General features: G+C 73.4%; 12 protein-coding genes. 4 read left to right on the top strand and 8 right to left on the bottom strand.

Annotation, left to right across the window (positions count from 1 at the left end):
• Positions 1-124 precede the first annotated feature (124 nt).
• Positions 125-1,489, bottom strand: a complete 1,365-nt coding sequence (locus tag ACZ4WV_RS10455; protein WP_465745010.1) for a hypothetical protein — start codon at positions 1,487-1,489, stop codon at positions 125-127.
• Between the two features lie 193 nt (positions 1,490-1,682).
• Positions 1,683-2,189, bottom strand: coding sequence for a winged helix-turn-helix transcriptional regulator (locus ACZ4WV_RS10450; protein WP_465744849.1), 507 nt, complete (start codon positions 2,187-2,189; stop codon positions 1,683-1,685).
• Between the two features lie 97 nt (positions 2,190-2,286).
• Between ACZ4WV_RS10450 and ACZ4WV_RS10445 the strand changes: the two genes are divergently transcribed.
• Positions 2,287-3,045: a class I SAM-dependent methyltransferase gene (locus tag ACZ4WV_RS10445; protein ID WP_465744847.1), complete on the top strand. Its 759-nt coding sequence runs from the start codon at positions 2,287-2,289 to the stop codon at positions 3,043-3,045.
• Here the strand turns inward: ACZ4WV_RS10445 and ACZ4WV_RS10440 are convergent.
• A complete protein-coding gene (locus ACZ4WV_RS10440; RefSeq protein WP_465744845.1) occupies positions 3,042-3,887 on the bottom strand; it encodes a threonine synthase in 846 nt (281 codons plus the stop codon). The two genes, ACZ4WV_RS10445 and ACZ4WV_RS10440, sit on opposite strands and share 4 nt — an antisense overlap.
• 108 nt (positions 3,888-3,995) lie before the next feature.
• Between ACZ4WV_RS10440 and ACZ4WV_RS10435 the strand changes: the two genes are divergently transcribed.
• Positions 3,996-4,295, top strand: a complete 300-nt coding sequence (locus tag ACZ4WV_RS10435; RefSeq protein ID WP_465744843.1) for a hypothetical protein — start codon at positions 3,996-3,998, stop codon at positions 4,293-4,295.
• Positions 4,296-4,341: 46 nt separating this feature from the next.
• Here ACZ4WV_RS10435 and ACZ4WV_RS10430 read toward each other — a convergent pair whose 3' ends face one another.
• Together ACZ4WV_RS10430 and ACZ4WV_RS10425 are read right to left on the bottom strand one after the other, a co-directional pair.
• Positions 4,342-7,194 carry a penicillin acylase family protein gene (locus ACZ4WV_RS10430; protein WP_465744842.1) on the bottom strand — a complete coding sequence of 951 codons (2,853 nt, stop codon included), beginning with the start codon at positions 7,192-7,194 and terminating at the stop codon, positions 4,342-4,344.
• Positions 7,195-7,339: 145 nt separating this feature from the next.
• On the bottom strand, positions 7,340-8,260 hold the full coding sequence (locus ACZ4WV_RS10425) for a LysR family transcriptional regulator (RefSeq protein WP_465744841.1): 921 nt from the start codon (positions 8,258-8,260) through the stop codon (positions 7,340-7,342).
• A 73-nt stretch (positions 8,261-8,333) separates the two neighbouring features.
• On the opposite strand from ACZ4WV_RS10425, the gene ACZ4WV_RS10420 reads away from it, so the two are divergent.
• Positions 8,334-8,720 carry a RidA family protein gene (locus ACZ4WV_RS10420; protein ID WP_465744840.1) on the top strand — a complete coding sequence of 129 codons (387 nt, stop codon included), beginning with the start codon at positions 8,334-8,336 and terminating at the stop codon, positions 8,718-8,720.
• 95 nt (positions 8,721-8,815) lie between these two features.
• Here ACZ4WV_RS10420 and ACZ4WV_RS10415 read toward each other — a convergent pair whose 3' ends face one another.
• Positions 8,816-9,184 (bottom strand): DUF4180 domain-containing protein, encoded by a 369-nt coding sequence (locus ACZ4WV_RS10415; protein WP_465744839.1) that lies wholly within the window; start codon positions 9,182-9,184, stop codon positions 8,816-8,818.
• 244 nt (positions 9,185-9,428) lie between these two features.
• Between ACZ4WV_RS10415 and ACZ4WV_RS10410 the strand changes: the two genes are divergently transcribed.
• The gene (locus ACZ4WV_RS10410; RefSeq protein ID WP_465744837.1) at positions 9,429-11,498 is read left to right on the top strand and encodes a HelD family protein; all 2,070 of its coding nucleotides are present in this window, start codon (positions 9,429-9,431) and stop codon (positions 11,496-11,498) included.
• Positions 11,499-11,581: 83 nt separating this feature from the next.
• Here ACZ4WV_RS10410 and ACZ4WV_RS10405 read toward each other — a convergent pair whose 3' ends face one another.
• Positions 11,582-12,976, bottom strand: coding sequence for an MFS transporter (locus ACZ4WV_RS10405; RefSeq protein ID WP_465744835.1), 1,395 nt, complete (start codon positions 12,974-12,976; stop codon positions 11,582-11,584).
• Positions 12,973-13,782 carry a glycerophosphodiester phosphodiesterase gene (locus ACZ4WV_RS10400; RefSeq protein WP_465744834.1) on the bottom strand — a complete coding sequence of 270 codons (810 nt, stop codon included), beginning with the start codon at positions 13,780-13,782 and terminating at the stop codon, positions 12,973-12,975. The genes ACZ4WV_RS10405 and ACZ4WV_RS10400 overlap by 4 nt, the downstream gene beginning before the upstream one ends.
• Positions 13,783-13,933 lie beyond the last annotated feature (151 nt).

The following is a 13,933-nucleotide window of genomic DNA, read 5'->3' as shown; positions in this document are numbered from 1 at the left end:
GGCCCGCGGAAACTGCCGGAGTCCGGGGCGGCCCAGGCTGAGGGCGGGAACGGGCGGGAACGGGCGGGGACGGGGTGGGGCGGGACCCCTCGGCCTGGCGGAGTCGAGGGGCCCCGGCTCGAGGTCAGCCCAGGGTGAACCAGGTGCTGCGGGACTTCTTCCACTCGGGGTGGGTGAGGTCCTTGGCGTCGGTGCCGTCGCCGTACAGGTCGGTGGAGCCGTTGTCGGTGATCAGCTGGGCGCGGGCGCCCGGGGCGCTCAGGTCCGGCACGTCCGGGACGGCCTCCCAGGCGCCGGCGTCGCTGGTCGGCAGGTCGACCAGCTTGACCGGCTCGGAGGTCGGCCGGCCGTCCCAGCGGTACAGCGCGTACGGGGCGGAGTTGTCCTCGGCCGCCCAGGAGCCGGCCACGATCAGGTACTGGCCGAGGTCGTTGCGGCGCAGGTCGCGGATCGACAGGCCGCCGAGGTCCAGCTCGATCGGGTCACCGAAGGTCGCGTGCGCGGCCGAACCGTCGAGCAGGGCGGGGAAGTCGGTGACCGGCACGAGCAGCGCCCGGCCGCCGGTGACCGCCGGGGCGAGCGGGGCGCGGAAGCCCACGTAGGCGGTGGTGGTGCTGCCGGGGGCGAACTCCAGGCCCTCGACGTTGAACCCGTCGATCTGCTTGGGCGCCTGCCCGTCGGCGGCGCCGGCGGCGAAGCCGTAGCGGTCGCCGTTGGCGGTGTCCCAGTCGATCAGGTCGTCGCGCAGGCCGTGGAACGAACCCGCCAGGGACAGCTGGGTGGTGGCCCCGGAGCCGGTCACCTTGGTGGCGAACACGGTCTGCCGGTCCGGCTTCACGACGCCGTCCTTGTTGTTGCCCAGCGAGCCCGTCCAGTAGATCGTGTCGCCGACCCGGGTGGCGGCCTCGATGTCGATCTCCTTGGAGACGCCGAGCGCCGAGCTGAAGTCCCAGGTGCGGACCGGCGCGCCGGAGTTGTTGCGGTCGTAGAGCCGCAGGGTGTTGGACTCGTCGTCGCCGACCAGGATGTAGCCGCCGCCCGCGTCCACGGCGGCGGAGGCGTCGCTGGAGCCGGTCAGGTAGCGGGTGGCGGCGGAGTCCCGGACGGCGGCCGAGGCGGCGTAGTGCAGGGTGCGGGTGGCGGTCTTGCCGCCCAGGCCGGTGACCTTGACGGTCAGGTCGGTGTAGCCGACGCCCTGGGCCGCGACCGCCAGCGTCCGGGTGCCGCCGGTGCCGGCCACTGTCACGTCGCCGGTGCGCGCCACCGCGCTGCGGGTGCTGGCCGAGGCGGCGACCGTCAGGGCGGAGGCGGCGGCGCCGCTCTGCGCCACCGTCACGGTGACCGTCGGGTCGCCGGTGGCACCGACCGCGCCGGACAGATAGCCGGCGGAGAAGGTGATCGTCGGGGTGCCGTACGAGACCGCGGATGCCGGGACGGCCGGCAGGGCGAGCACGGGCACTGCGGCGACGGCGACGGCCGGCGGGAGCAGACGGCGGCGGGAACGGAACACGGCGACAGCTCTTCGTCACGGGGAAATCGGGCGGAGCCAAGCTTGGCGTGCCCGGGCCAACGCCTTCCTTACGCCAGCGGACGAGCGGACGAACAGCAGGCTGCCGCGCCGGTCGGGTGCGAGCGGTTGCCGGTGGGGCGTCGGGTGTGGCGGCGCGGAACGCGGTGGATGGTCACTGGTCGGCGCGGGCGGCGAGGAGGGGGCCGAGCAGCCGGGTGCCGGGGCCGGTCCGGCCGCCGGGGCCGGGGAGCGCGGTGGTGTCGGCGGCCGTGAGGGGCTCGCCGCAGTGGCCGCAGGCCGTCACGGGGGTGGTGTCGTGCCCGCAGGGCTGGTGGCGGATCCGGGCCGGTGGGCCGGCCTCGCCCGCGTACCAGCGATCGCCCCAGGCCATCACCGCCAGCAGGACGGCGTGCAGTTCGGCGCCCTTCTCGGTGGCCCGGTAGTGCTCGCGCGGTGGGTGCTCCTGGTAGCGCTCGCGGACGAGGACGCCCTCCTCGACAAGTCGTGCCAGCCGGGCGGCCAGGACCTTGCGGGAGATGCCCAGGTCCTCGGCCAGGTCGTCGAAGCGGTGGATGCCGGTCAGGACGTCCCGCATGATCAGCATCGTCCAGGCGTCGCCCACCAGGTCGGTGGCGCGGGCGATGGAGCAGGCGACGTCGGCCAGCGAGGTGCGGGTCATGGGGCATAGCCTAGACGGGTTTCCCGAGGAAACCCGTCCCTGATAGGTTTCCTCAGGGAACCTGACCGTTCGGGTCGGTCCTGAGGGGAGTTCAGCCATGGGCAGCCATCCGCGCATCGAGCTCGACGCACCGTCTCCGGAGGCCGTCGACGGGCGGCACATCCGGGCGCTCGCCTTCCAGGCCGTCCGGATGGCCTACCTGGCCGAGATCGCCCCGGACGGCGACGGACGCCCCGCCCTGGTGGTGGGCGGCGGACGGGGACTGGTCGCCGCGGGGCTGGCCGGGCTCGGCTACCGGGTGACGGCCGTCGACCCGTCCCCGGTGGCCACCGAAGCCGCCCGGGCGGCCCACCGGCGGGACGGGCTCGCCGTCACGGACCTGGTGGCGGACGCCGGACGACTGCCCTTCGCGAGTGCCGGTTTCGAACTCGTCTACGCCGCCGACACCTTCGAGGTGACGGACGACCTGAACGGCGCCCTCGGCGAGGCCGCCCGGGTGCTCGCCCCCGGCGGCACCCTCGTCTACGACACCGTCAGCCGTACGGTGCTCTCCCGGCTGGTCTACCTCGGAGCGTTCCAGGCCGTACCGATGACCCGGATCATGCCGCCCGGCCGCTACGCCGCCGCCCGGCTGCGCACCCCGGAGGAGATGGTGGACGGTCTCGCCCGGCACGGCCTGCGCAACCGGGACATCCGGGAGTTCAAGCCCCGCGATCCGCTCAGCCTGGTCCGGGCCGTCCTGGCGCGCCGCAGCGGCCGGATCGCCGACGAGCAGATCCCGCCGCTGGTCGACTTCACGCTGTCAGCGGCTGCCCGGCCGGCGGTGACCTACCTGGGCTACGCCGAGAAGAGCTAGCCGGTCAGGCCCGCGGCACGCAGGCGGCGTTCGACCTCCGCCCACTCCGGGGTGACCGGGGCGGTCCGGTGGGTGCCGGTGCCCTTGTCCTTGAAGCCGCTGGAGGTGGACACGCAGACCACCGGGCCGTCGTCCGGGGCCTGCGCGCCGAGGCTGCGCAGGCCGGCCAGGCCGGCGGCCGCGGAGAGCTCCGTCCACAGGCCGGCTCGGGCCAGCTCGCGCTGGGCGTCGGCGAGTTGGGCGTCGCTCACGGTCAGCGCCCGGCCGCCGCTCGCGCGCACCGCGACCACGCCCCGGTAACCGCTGACCGGGGAGGCGATCGAGTAGGCGTCGCTCGGGCCGACCGTCACCCGGGCGGCCGGCACGCCCCGGTCGAGCGCCCGGCGCAGCGGGCCGGAGGCCGCGGACTCGAAGGAGAACACCCGCGGCACGCGGTCTGACAGGCCGAGACGGCACAGCTCGGCGAAACCCTTCCAGACGCCGAACAGCAGCTCGCCGTACCCGGTCGGCACGAACACCGCGCTCGGTACGCCCACGTCCTGGAAGATCTCGTAGGCCACGGTCTTGTAGCCCTCTGGCCCGTACGGGTGGCCGGTGTGGGTGATGGTCAGGTTGCTGACGGGGTGCAGGCCCAGCCGCTCGACCACCTGCCGCAGCATCGGCCAGCGGGCCTCCCACGGCACCGGCAGCACCACCGCGCCGTACGCGTTGAGGAAGGCGTCCGCGGCGGGCGGCGCGTCGGGGCCGGTGAAGACGACGCAGGGCAGGCCGGCGCGGGCGGCGTGGCCGGTGGCGAGGGAGTCGCCTGTTGCCGTGGTCGCGGTAGGTGCCGTTGTCGCCATGTAAGCACCATAGCCGGGTAACGGGTGCTACCGGAGGGGGTTTGTGATGCTGCTGCGAAAGGGCACACTCAGCGGGACATCGGGTGACCGGACAGGAACGGGGTCGGCATGGACAGCGGAATCCGGGCGACAGCCGACGCGGTGGACGAGGCGCGGCGGCAGCTGCGGGAGAACGCCGTGGCGAAGGCGCGAGAGCTGAGGGATCCGGTCGCCGTGGGCGGTGAGCATCACCTGCTGGGCGCGGTGGCCGATCTGGTGGATGTGGTGGCGGAGCTGCTCGGAACCATCGAGCCGAGGCTCACCTCCTCGGAGGCGCACCACGCGCACTTCGAGGCGGCGAAGCGGCTGCGGGAGCAGGCGGACTACCTGCGCGGCAGGGAGAAGGACGTCAAGGGCATGGCAGTGTGAGCCGCCGACGCCCCGGTGGTGGGGCGCCGGCGGCCGTTTCGGCTGCTCAGCGGTGGTTCGCGAACTGCACCACCTGCTGATACGTCGGGCGGTTCTGCCAGGTGGTCCTGGCGTCCGTCACCCCGCCCAGCGGCCGCTGGATGATGGTGTCGGCGCACCACTGGTCACCGGCCGAGCAGTCGCCGTCGCCCGGGTAGACCTGGGAGGCCGACTGGGCGGCGGCCTGCTTGAGGGTGGTCAGCAGGACGTTCCGGCAGGCCGTCAGATCGCCTCCGCCGCAGAACGGGCGGGCCAGCGGGCCGGCGACCTGGTCCCCCAGGACGGACCGCAGGTCCTTGTCCAGGTAGCTCCACCAGCCGTACTGGAAGGCCGAACCCTTGTGGGGGATGGACTCGTTGGCGCTCACCGGGCCGCCGGCGGCGGTGCCGGTCTGGCCGCCGGAGGGCGATTCGTTGATCTGCAGGGCGCCGGTCAGCGCCGTGAAGAGCTGGTCGCCGAGCCCGGGCCGCATGACGCCGTCCGAGACCAGCGGCCACCAGGCGTCCAGCACCCGGATCGCGGCGGCGTCCGCGTAGCTGTGGCTGCCCGGTGAGGTCTCCTTGCGCTGTCCGCCGTCGGCGAGCCAGGCTTCCAGCTGCTGGAGCGCCGTCAGCGTCGCCGGGTCGGTGACCGGGCCGCTGCGCAGCACCCGGATGAGGTCGGGCAGCACGTCCTCGGCCCGCAGGTCGGCCAGGGCTGCGCCCTCCATGGCCCGGGTGAGCGAGACCCGGCTGACCTTGCCGCCGTTCCCGAGCAGCGCCTTGACCCGGTCGTCGAGCAGGTTCGCCCGGTGCACCGAGCCGTTGCCGAAGCCGGCGGCGGTGTAGCCGGCGGCCTGTTTGTTGTTCCAGGAGACGTAGTAGTCCTGGTTCACGGACTGCGGGTGCTCGGCCGCCGGGGTGTACCGGGCGGTGTTGGTTGCCGGGTCGAAGTCCGCCCACTCGTAGGAGGGTTGGGCGAGGACGGGCAGTCCGGCGTCGACCCCGGCGGCGCGCACCGGGTTGCTGCCGGAGTTGTAGTACGCGATGTCGCGGGAGTCGGCGTAGAACCAGTTGAAGGTGTAGTTGATGTCCTGCGCGGCGCGCTGGAAGCTCGGAGCGTCGTGCACGGCGCCGGGGTCGTTCAGCTCCTGGAAGCCGATGATGGAGTCGGCCTCGTGCCGGTAGGTGGAGCGCAGTGAGGTGAACGCGACGGGCTTTCCGCCGACGCTGCCGCGGGCGGTCACCAGGCCGTAGTTCGAGCGGTGCATCACCAGGGTGTACGAGCCGGCGGCGGTGGAGTCGGCGGTGGTCGGGCTCCACGCGTTCTTGCGTTCCAGCCGGTCGAAGGGCAGGCACTGGCCGTGCCAGAGGTAGGCGTTGGCGGCGGTGGTGACGGGTGAGCCGTCGGTGGTGCAGAGCGGGACGGCGTAGGTGTCGGTGATGTCCTGGCCGGCCGAGGTGGCGCTCCAGGCGTAGTCCTGGCCGCGGCCGAGCTGCACGTAGAAGCTCAGCCCGGCGAACGCCGCGCCGCGGGCGCTGATGCCGGGGCCCTGGAGCTCCTCGAGCATCAGCAACTGCGGGGCGAAGTAGCCGGTTTGCGGGCCGAACACGGCCACCGGGTGGCCGTCGTCGGTGTGCGCGCCGGAGACCACCAGGGCGTTGGACATGCCGTGCTTGGCGGTGAGCAGGTTGCCGGGGAGCACGCCGTCGGCCTTGGTGGTCGCCGTGTTGGCGGAGCCGGTGGCGTCGTAGATCATCCGCTCGGGCACCACCGAGCCGGGGTCGGGCAGGGCCTCGCCCTGCGGCTGGTCGGGCACGGTGGCGTACGGGAAGCTCTGGCCGTCGTGCAGGGTCCGGACCGCCTCGGGGTCGTCGGCCTCGCGCAGCGACTTCCAGACCGCGTCCCCGGCGTCCTTGCCGTAGCGGGCCTCGGCGGCCGACTTGACCTGGGCGGAGGCGAGTTCGCCGCCGCCGCCGGCGCCGAACAGCGCGCCGACCACGGAGGCCAGGGCGACCAGGTCGGTCAGCTTGAACGGCTCGATCGAACCGGCGTTGGTGATCGGGTCGATGTGACCGGTGAGGTCGTACTCGCCGGGGAACGTGCGGCCGTCGTACGCCTCCTTGACGTACTGGTTGACGCCGTCGAGGTAGGCGTTCGCGTCGGTGAGCGCCTGGGCGGCCCGGCCGCCGCGGGTGGCGAGCGCGTCGATCTGCTGCTGCAACTCGGTCTCGGTGTACGGCGCGGCTTGCCAGAAGCTCTGCTCCAGCTGGCGGTTGGCGGCGGCGCCGCCGGCGAAGCCGGACAGCTGGCCGCGACCGACGTGCCGGAACAGGTCCATCACCCAGAGCCGGTCCTGCGCGGCGGCGTAGCCGGCGCCGAACTCGGTGCCGTAGCGGGTGGTGCCGGTGATGTGCGGTATGCCGGCGGCCTTGTCGCGCACGATGGTGACGTCCGGGCGCGGGCTGGTGGTACTGGCGACCTGGTCGGCGGGGACGCCGAAGGATGCGTCGTTGAAGAAGCCGCGCAGCCCGGCCTCGGTGAGCCCGGGGTAGCCGGAGGCGAGGGCCGCGTACGGGCCGAGCTGGTCGTCGGTGTGTGCGGGGCGGCTCCCGAACATCCGGTTGAGCAGGATCTCGGCGAGCGTCGCGTTGCCGTTCTCGCCGGGCGGGAGGATGTCGGCGCAGTGGCCGCCGCAGTAGTCGTTGGCGGCGGCCGTGGTCGCGGCCACCGTGGTGGGGACGGCGGCCGCGCCGGTGGGGGTGGTCAGGGCGGCGGTGAGGAACAGGGCGGACGCGAGGGCGGCGACCGCCGGGAATCGGAGGGGGTGTCGGAGACGGTTTCGGAGAGGGTTTCGGAGGGGGTGGGGGCGTGGGCGCAAGGCGAGCTCCTCCGTCGAGGCCACGGGGAGTCGACGGTAGGGGTGTTACTGGACAGTTGGCTAGTGGCGTGCATGCCATTTCCGTCTGCAGTAGGGGAGTTGACGGCAGTGCGGGTGCCGTGCGCGGGCAGTGCCGTCGATGCGGTCAGCGGGGTAGGCGCGGTGCCGGGTCGGAAGGGCTGACGGCGCTCAACAGGTGGGCCAGCAAGGGGTTGCGCTCGTTCCGGCGCCAGGCCACGGCCACCCGGGTGCGGTCGGTGCCGGGGTCGATCCGGCGGAAGGCGACGCCCTTGAGCCGGATGCGGCGGATGCTCGCCGGGGCGAGCGATACGCCGAGGCCGGCCCCCACCAGCGCGCACACCGTCTGCCACTCCACCGCGTGCTGGCCGATCCGCGGGGAGAACCCGGCGGCGCGGCACAGGCCGGTGATCCGGTCGTACAGCTGCGGGCCCTCGGCGCGGGGCAGCAGGACGAACGGCGAGTCCGCCAAGTCGGCCACGCAGACGGCTCGTTGGGCGCTGAGCGGATGGGCGGAGGGGAGCACCGCGACGAAGGGCTCGCTGAGGACGGTGCGGAAGCGCAGTCCCTCCTCGGCCCCCGGCGGTTCGCGCAGCAGTCCGACGTCGATGGCCCGGTCGTGCAGGGCTGCGAGCTGCGGCGCGGCGGTCATCTCGCGGATCTCCAGGTGAGCGCCCGGGTGCCGCTCCCGGAAGATGTGCAGCAGGCCGGGCAGGACGGTGAGCGCGAGTGAGGCCGAGAAGCCGATGCGCAGCCGGCCCGCCTCGCCGCTGCCGACGGCGCGGGCCGCGGCCAGGCCGTCCGCCAGATCGGTCAGGACCCGGCGGGCGGCCGGCAGGAGTTCCCGGCCGGCCGCCGTGAGCGTCACGCCACCGGGCTCGCGGTGGAACAACGGGTGCCCGACCTTCTCCTCCAGGCGCCGGATCTGCTGGCTCAGCGGGGGCTGGGCGATGCCCAGTCGGGCGGCCGTGCGGCCGAAGTGCAGTTCCTCGGCGAGGACGGTGAAGGCGTACAGCTGGGGGAGGGGGAGTTCGGGGCGGTGCTCCATACGCCCAGGGATATCACGCGGTGCCGAGAGGTGTATTGGACGTATCGACGGCGGGCCGCCTAGCGTTCCGCGCATGACAGAGCGACGCGCGATCCTCAGCGGTTCGACCTTCGAGGAGCAGATCGGTTATGCCCGTGCCGTGGTGGACGGCGAGTGGGTGCACGTGTCCGGGACGACCGGGTTCGACTACGCCGCCATGACGATCTCCGAGGACGTGGTGGAGCAGGCCGAGCAGTGCCTGCGCAACATCGGCGCCGCGCTGGCCGAGGCGGGCTGCGGCTTCGCCGACGTGGTCCGGGTGCGCTACCTGTTGCCCGATCGTGCGGACTTCGAACCCTGCTGGCCGGTGCTGCGGCGCTGCTTCGGTGACGTCCGGCCGGCCGCCACCATGATGGTCTGCGGTCTCGCCGATCCCCGGATGCGGATCGAGATCGAGGTGTACGCGCGGCGGGCCGTCTGACGGCGGCCCCGGTTCCGCCGGGGCGCCGCGGCGGGCCCCGGGCCGACGGTCGGCTTCGGCTCCGGGCCCGCCGGCGGTGGGGGCTCCGGCGTTGCTCAGGCGCGGGACGCCAGGCGGCCCGTGAGGGCCTCGGTGTCGGGGAGGAACCAGATGTGGGCGCCGGTGTTGGACTCGTGGACCAGCGAGCGCAAGGCCGAACTGGCCTCCAGGTGGCGCGAGATGTCGCCGAGGACGGCCAGCGGGACCTGGTAGTTGACGAACTTCTGCATCACCTCGCCGGCGAACCCGGTGCTCAGCACGAAGAACTCGTCGCTCAGCCGGTCGGCCGGCACGGCGACGACCTCGGCGCCGTGGTAGGTCGCGCCGATGAGATCCAGTGCGTCCTGCACGGTGGTGATCGCGGGCCCGGCGGAATCGCACACGAGCACCTTCACACCGCTCAGTTCCTGCACCGTGTCTGCCATGGCGGTCTCCTGCCGGTCGGTCGCGATGACCCGGGTGTGATCATCCGCGTACGCCTCAATCTAGGTCAGGCGGGGCAGTGCCCGGAATCGAATTTGCGGCTGAGCCGACCGGCTCGAGGGAGGAGCCGCTGTCTCCTGACCCGAGCGGCACCCATCCTCACCCGATGCATTACCGAGTAAGGAGCTTTACCGAGTTAAGTTACGATGGTCTCGGAACGACAGCCGAGCGACCTCCGGGGGAGCGATGACGTCCGAGAACACGGGACTGGACAGCGAGCTGGCGCGCGAGCGGGCCTACGTGGCGGCCTGCCGGGCGGCGACGGCCCGGCAGGTGGCGGACGCCGGCTACCAGGTCGTCGCCGGCGAGGACGTCTCCGGCGACGGCGCGAGCGCGGAGGCGCTGGGCCGCTACCTGCGGACCCGCGCCAAGCGGATGCGCGAACTGCCGGACAGCCCCTCCTTCTTCGGCCGGCTCGACTTCGACGACGCGCCCGAGGCCGGGGGCCACCGCCGGCAGCGCTACTACGTGGGCCGTCGGCGCATCTCCGAGGACCCGACCGTGCCGCCGCTGGTGGTCGACTGGCGGGCCCCGGTCTCCCGGGCGTTCTACCGGGCGAGCGCCCACGAGCCGCTCGGGCTCGCGCGCCGCCGCCGGTTCGGCTGGGCGCCCGGCAGCTCCGGCGCACCGGAGGACCTGACCGGGCTGGAGGACGAACGGCTCGACCGTGCCCAGGAAGGCGGCCCGGCCCCCGGCAACCTCCTGGCCGCCGAGATCGAGCGCCCCCGCACCGGGCCGATGCGCGACATCGTCGCGACCATCCAGCCCGAGCAGGACGAACTGGTCCGCAGCGAGTTGAGCGAGTCGGTCTGCGTCCAGGGCGCGCCCGGCAGCGGCAAGACCGCCGTCGGCCTGCACCGCGCCGCGTACCTGCTGTACAGCTTCCCGCAGCGCATCCAGCGCAGTGGCCTGCTGGTCATCGGCCCCAACCGGGCCTTCCTGCGCTACATCGCCGAGGTGCTCCCGGCGCTCGGCGAACTGGACGTCTCCCAGCGCACCGTGGAGGACCTGGTCGCCGCTGGGCGCGTCGTCTCCGCGGTGGACGACCAGCGGGCCGCCGCGGTCAAACAGGACGTACGGATGGCGGAGGTGCTGCGCCGGGCGCTCAACCGCCGGATCCGGGTCAGCGGATCCGAAGCGCTGGTCGTCCCGGACGGCTCCTACCGCTGGCGGGTGCCGGCGGAGCGGCTCGACCGGATGGTCGCCGAGATCCGGGACCAGGCGCTGCCGTACGCCGTCGGCCGGGAGAAGGTGCGCACCCGGGTGGTGGCGGCGCTCCAGTACCAGGCCGAGCGGCGGGCCGGTGTCCAGAACGCCGCCTGGCAGCGGAAGGTCGGCCGCTGCAGGCCGGTCGCGGCCTTCCTGGAGGCCGCCTGGCCCGCGCAGCGCCCGGAAGCCGTGGTGGCCGCCCTGCTCGGGGACCCGGCCGTGCTGGCCGAGGCGGCCGACGGCCTGCTCTCGCCCGAGGAGCAGGCGGCGATCCGGTGGCGCAGGCCTCCGCGCTCGGAACGGAGCGCCACGTGGTCCGAGCACGACCTCGTCCTCCTCGACGAGGTCGCCGGGCTGATCGAGCGCCCGGCGAGCTTCGGCCACGTGGTGGTGGACGAGGCCCAGGACCTGTCCCCGATGCAGTGCCGGGCGATCGCCCGTCGCAGTGCCTTCGGCTCCCTCACCGTCCTCGGTGATCTCGCCCAGGCCACCGCGCCCTGGGCCGCCCGCAGTTGGGCGGAGCAGCTGGCCCACCTGGGCAAGCCGCAGGCCGCCCTGGTGTCGCTGACCACCGGCTTCCGCGTCCCGGCGGCCGTCATGGCGCTGGCCAACCGGCTGTTGGAGTCCCTCGACGTGGATGTGCCGTCGGCGGTGTCGCTGCGCCGGGACGGCGAGGTGGCGATCCGGGAGGCGGACGACCCGGCCGGGGCGGTGGTGGTCGCGGTGCGCGCCGCGCTGGAGCGGGAGGGCTCCATCGCGGTGATCGCCGCCGACGGCTCGGTGGCGGCGGTCGCCGCCGCGCTGGGAGCCGCCGCGATCCCGAGCGCCTCGGCCGAGGAGATCGGCAGCACCGCCCGGGTGACGGTGCTGCCGGCCTCCCTGGCCAAGGGTCTCGAGTACGACCACGTGATCGTGCTGGAGCCGGCCGCCATCGTCGAGGCGGAGCCGCGCGGACTCCACAGGCTCTACGTGGTGCTGACCCGGGCGGTCTCCCGGCTGGACATCCTGCACTCCCGGCCGCTGCCGGCCGCATTGACGGCGGGCTGAGGGGTTGGAATGAGCTGACTCGCCGTCAAATGCGATGCCGAATAGCGCGCTTGAGCGGTACGAGGCAGCGCAGTGGCTCGCGGTCAGAGCCGCTCGGGGACCGGGTTGCCGACGGCCTCGATGGCCCGGCGCAGCGGCACCTTCACCAGCACCGCGAAGCCGATCACGAAGAACACCAGCAGCGAGATGATCGCCGAGCGGTAGCTGCCGGTGATCTGGTAGGCGAGGCCGAAGACCAGCGGACCCATCCAACTGGTGCCCCGGTCGCTGACCTTGTACAGGCTGAAGTACTCCGCCTCCCGGCCTGCCGGGATCAGGTGGGAGAACAGCGACCGGGAGAGTGCCTGGCTGCCGCCGAGCACCAGGCCGATCATGCAGGCCAGGACGTAGAACCAGACCGGCTGGTGGGCGGGCATGACGTACCCGAGCGCGAGGGTGACGACCCAGCCGACCAGCGAGCCGAGGATGGTCCGCTTGGCGCCGTGCCGCTGGGCGATCCGGCCGAGCAGCAGCGCGCCGCCGATCGCCACGACCTGGACCATCAGCACGGCGGTGACCAGCGAGGTCTGGTCCATGCCGAGTTCCTCGCTGCCGTACAGCGACGCCTGCGAGACGACGGTCTGGATGCCGTCGTTGTAGCAGAGGAAGGCGGCGAGGTAGAGCAGCGTCAGCGGGTGCCGGCGCATGTTGGCGAGGGTCCGGCCGAGTTCGCGCAGGCTGCCGCCGGTGGGCCGGCCGGCCGCGGCCGCCGGGCGGTCGGGCGCGACGCCCGCCCGGGAGGGCAGCCGCAGCAGCGGGACGAGGGTGAACAGCGCCCACCAGAGTCCGGCCGAGGCCAGGCAGATCCGCACCGCGGTGCCGGAGGCGAGGCCGAGCGCGTCATGGCCCTCGAACAGCGCCAGGTTGGCGATCAGCAGCAGTCCGCCGCCCGCGTAGCCGTAGGCCCAGCCCTTGGAGGAGACCTTGTCGCGCTCGTCGGGGGAGGCCAGGCCCGGCAGGTAGGCGTAGGAGAGCGCGACCGACACCGCGTACGAGATGTTGGCGACCACCAGCAGGGCGCCGCCGAGCAGGTAGCGGTCGCCCTGGAGGAAGAACATCCCCATCGTGGCGACCGCCCCGACGTACGCGAAGCCGCACATCAGCTCCTTGTGCCGCCCGGTGCGGTCGGCGACCGAGCCGGTGATCAGCATCACCGCGACCGAGATCAGCACGGAGAAGGAGACGGTGTACGGGAAGAACGACCCCGCGCGGATCGACAGGCCGAGCGGGTGCACGTCGCCGGACGCGTCGGCGGCGTTCTTGGCCACCTCGGTCAGGAACGGGCCGAGGAAGACCGTCAGGACGGTGGCCGAGAAGGCCGCGTTGGCCCAGTCGTTGACGTACCAGCCGAACTGCGCCCGGCGCAGGGCGCGGCCGTCGTCGGTGGTCCGCGGCGGATCGTCCGCCACGTGGTCCCGCAGGTGGTCCGTGGTGCTCATACGGCTCCTATCCCCGTGCTGGAGCCGGTGCTGCCGTCCGTCCAGCAGCCGCGCTCGCTGAGGACGTCCCGAAGGACGTCGATGCGATCGGCCATGATGCCATCCACACCGAGGTCGAGGAGAGCCCTGATCCGTGTGGGATCGTCCACAGTCCAGACGTGGACCTGCAGGCCGAGCCGATGCGCGGCCCGCACGAAGGCCCGGTCGACCACCCGCACGCCCCGGTGCCGCTCCGGCACCTGGGCGCACAGCCCGGCGTACGGCGCCCCCCGACCCGCCCGGGACGGCAGCAGGCCGCCCAGCGAGCGCAGCCGCAGCCGGGCCACCTCGCGCGGGCCGAGCGAGGTGGCCAGCCGGGGCCCGCCGGCGGCCCGGACGGCGGCCAGGCGGCTGTCGGAGAAGCCGCCGACGCAGACCCGGTCCCAGGCGTTGGTCCGGCGGATCGTCTCGACCAGCGGTCCGACGGCCGGTGCCGCCTTGACGTCGATGTTGAACCGGGCGCCCGGGAAGGCCCCGAGCAGGTCCTCCAGCAGCGGCACCGGCTCCGTGCCGCCGATCCGGGCCCGCCGGACGGCCTCCCAGGGCAGCTCGGCCACCGCCCCGCTCCGGTCGGTGACCCGGTCGAGCCGGGAGTCGTGGAAGGCCACCAGCACGCCGTCGGCGGTGGCGTGCACGTCCGTTTCGAGGTAGCGGTAGCCGAGTGCCACAGCGGCCTCGAACGCGGCGAGCGAGTTCTCGGGGTGCCCGAGCTCACCGCCCCGGTGCGCGAAGGCGAGCGGCCCCGGGTGGTCGAGGAAGGGGTGCATGTGGGTGCTCCGAGCTGCGGGGACAGGGGGCGGCGCTGCCCGTTCGCGGCCGTCCCGGATCGCGCGCGTTACAGTATTACGCACCGCGTCAAGCAGTAACGTCGGCCGGCATGGATGGGCTGCGGCGGCCCGTGGTCTGGGCGGCCGGGTC

The organism is Kitasatospora sp. NPDC029312, from assembly GCF_055569215.1.
Note: the sequence above shows the minus strand (reverse complement) of the source record. Positions and strands in the feature narration are given on the sequence as shown.

What these genes read in the sequence shown, in the direction of transcription:
- ACZ4WV_RS10450 (WP_465744849.1), bottom strand. Translation starts at nt 2,189, where the DNA reads ATGACCCGCACCTCGCTGGCCGACGTCGCCTGCTCCATCGCCCGCGCC.
- ACZ4WV_RS10445 (WP_465744847.1), top strand. Translation starts at nt 2,287, where the DNA reads ATGGGCAGCCATCCGCGCATCGAGCTCGACGCACCGTCTCCGGAGGCC.
- ACZ4WV_RS10440 (WP_465744845.1), bottom strand. Translation starts at nt 3,887, where the DNA reads ATGGCGACAACGGCACCTACCGCGACCACGGCAACAGGCGACTCCCTC.
- ACZ4WV_RS10435 (WP_465744843.1), top strand. Translation starts at nt 3,996, where the DNA reads ATGGACAGCGGAATCCGGGCGACAGCCGACGCGGTGGACGAGGCGCGG.
- ACZ4WV_RS10425 (WP_465744841.1), bottom strand. Translation starts at nt 8,260, where the DNA reads ATGGAGCACCGCCCCGAACTCCCCCTCCCCCAGCTGTACGCCTTCACC.
- ACZ4WV_RS10420 (WP_465744840.1), top strand. Translation starts at nt 8,334, where the DNA reads ATGACAGAGCGACGCGCGATCCTCAGCGGTTCGACCTTCGAGGAGCAG.
- ACZ4WV_RS10415 (WP_465744839.1), bottom strand. Translation starts at nt 9,184, where the DNA reads ATGGCAGACACGGTGCAGGAACTGAGCGGTGTGAAGGTGCTCGTGTGC.
- ACZ4WV_RS10410 (WP_465744837.1), top strand. Translation starts at nt 9,429, where the DNA reads ATGACGTCCGAGAACACGGGACTGGACAGCGAGCTGGCGCGCGAGCGG.
- ACZ4WV_RS10405 (WP_465744835.1), bottom strand. Translation starts at nt 12,976, where the DNA reads ATGAGCACCACGGACCACCTGCGGGACCACGTGGCGGACGATCCGCCG.
- ACZ4WV_RS10400 (WP_465744834.1), bottom strand. Translation starts at nt 13,782, where the DNA reads ATGCACCCCTTCCTCGACCACCCGGGGCCGCTCGCCTTCGCGCACCGG.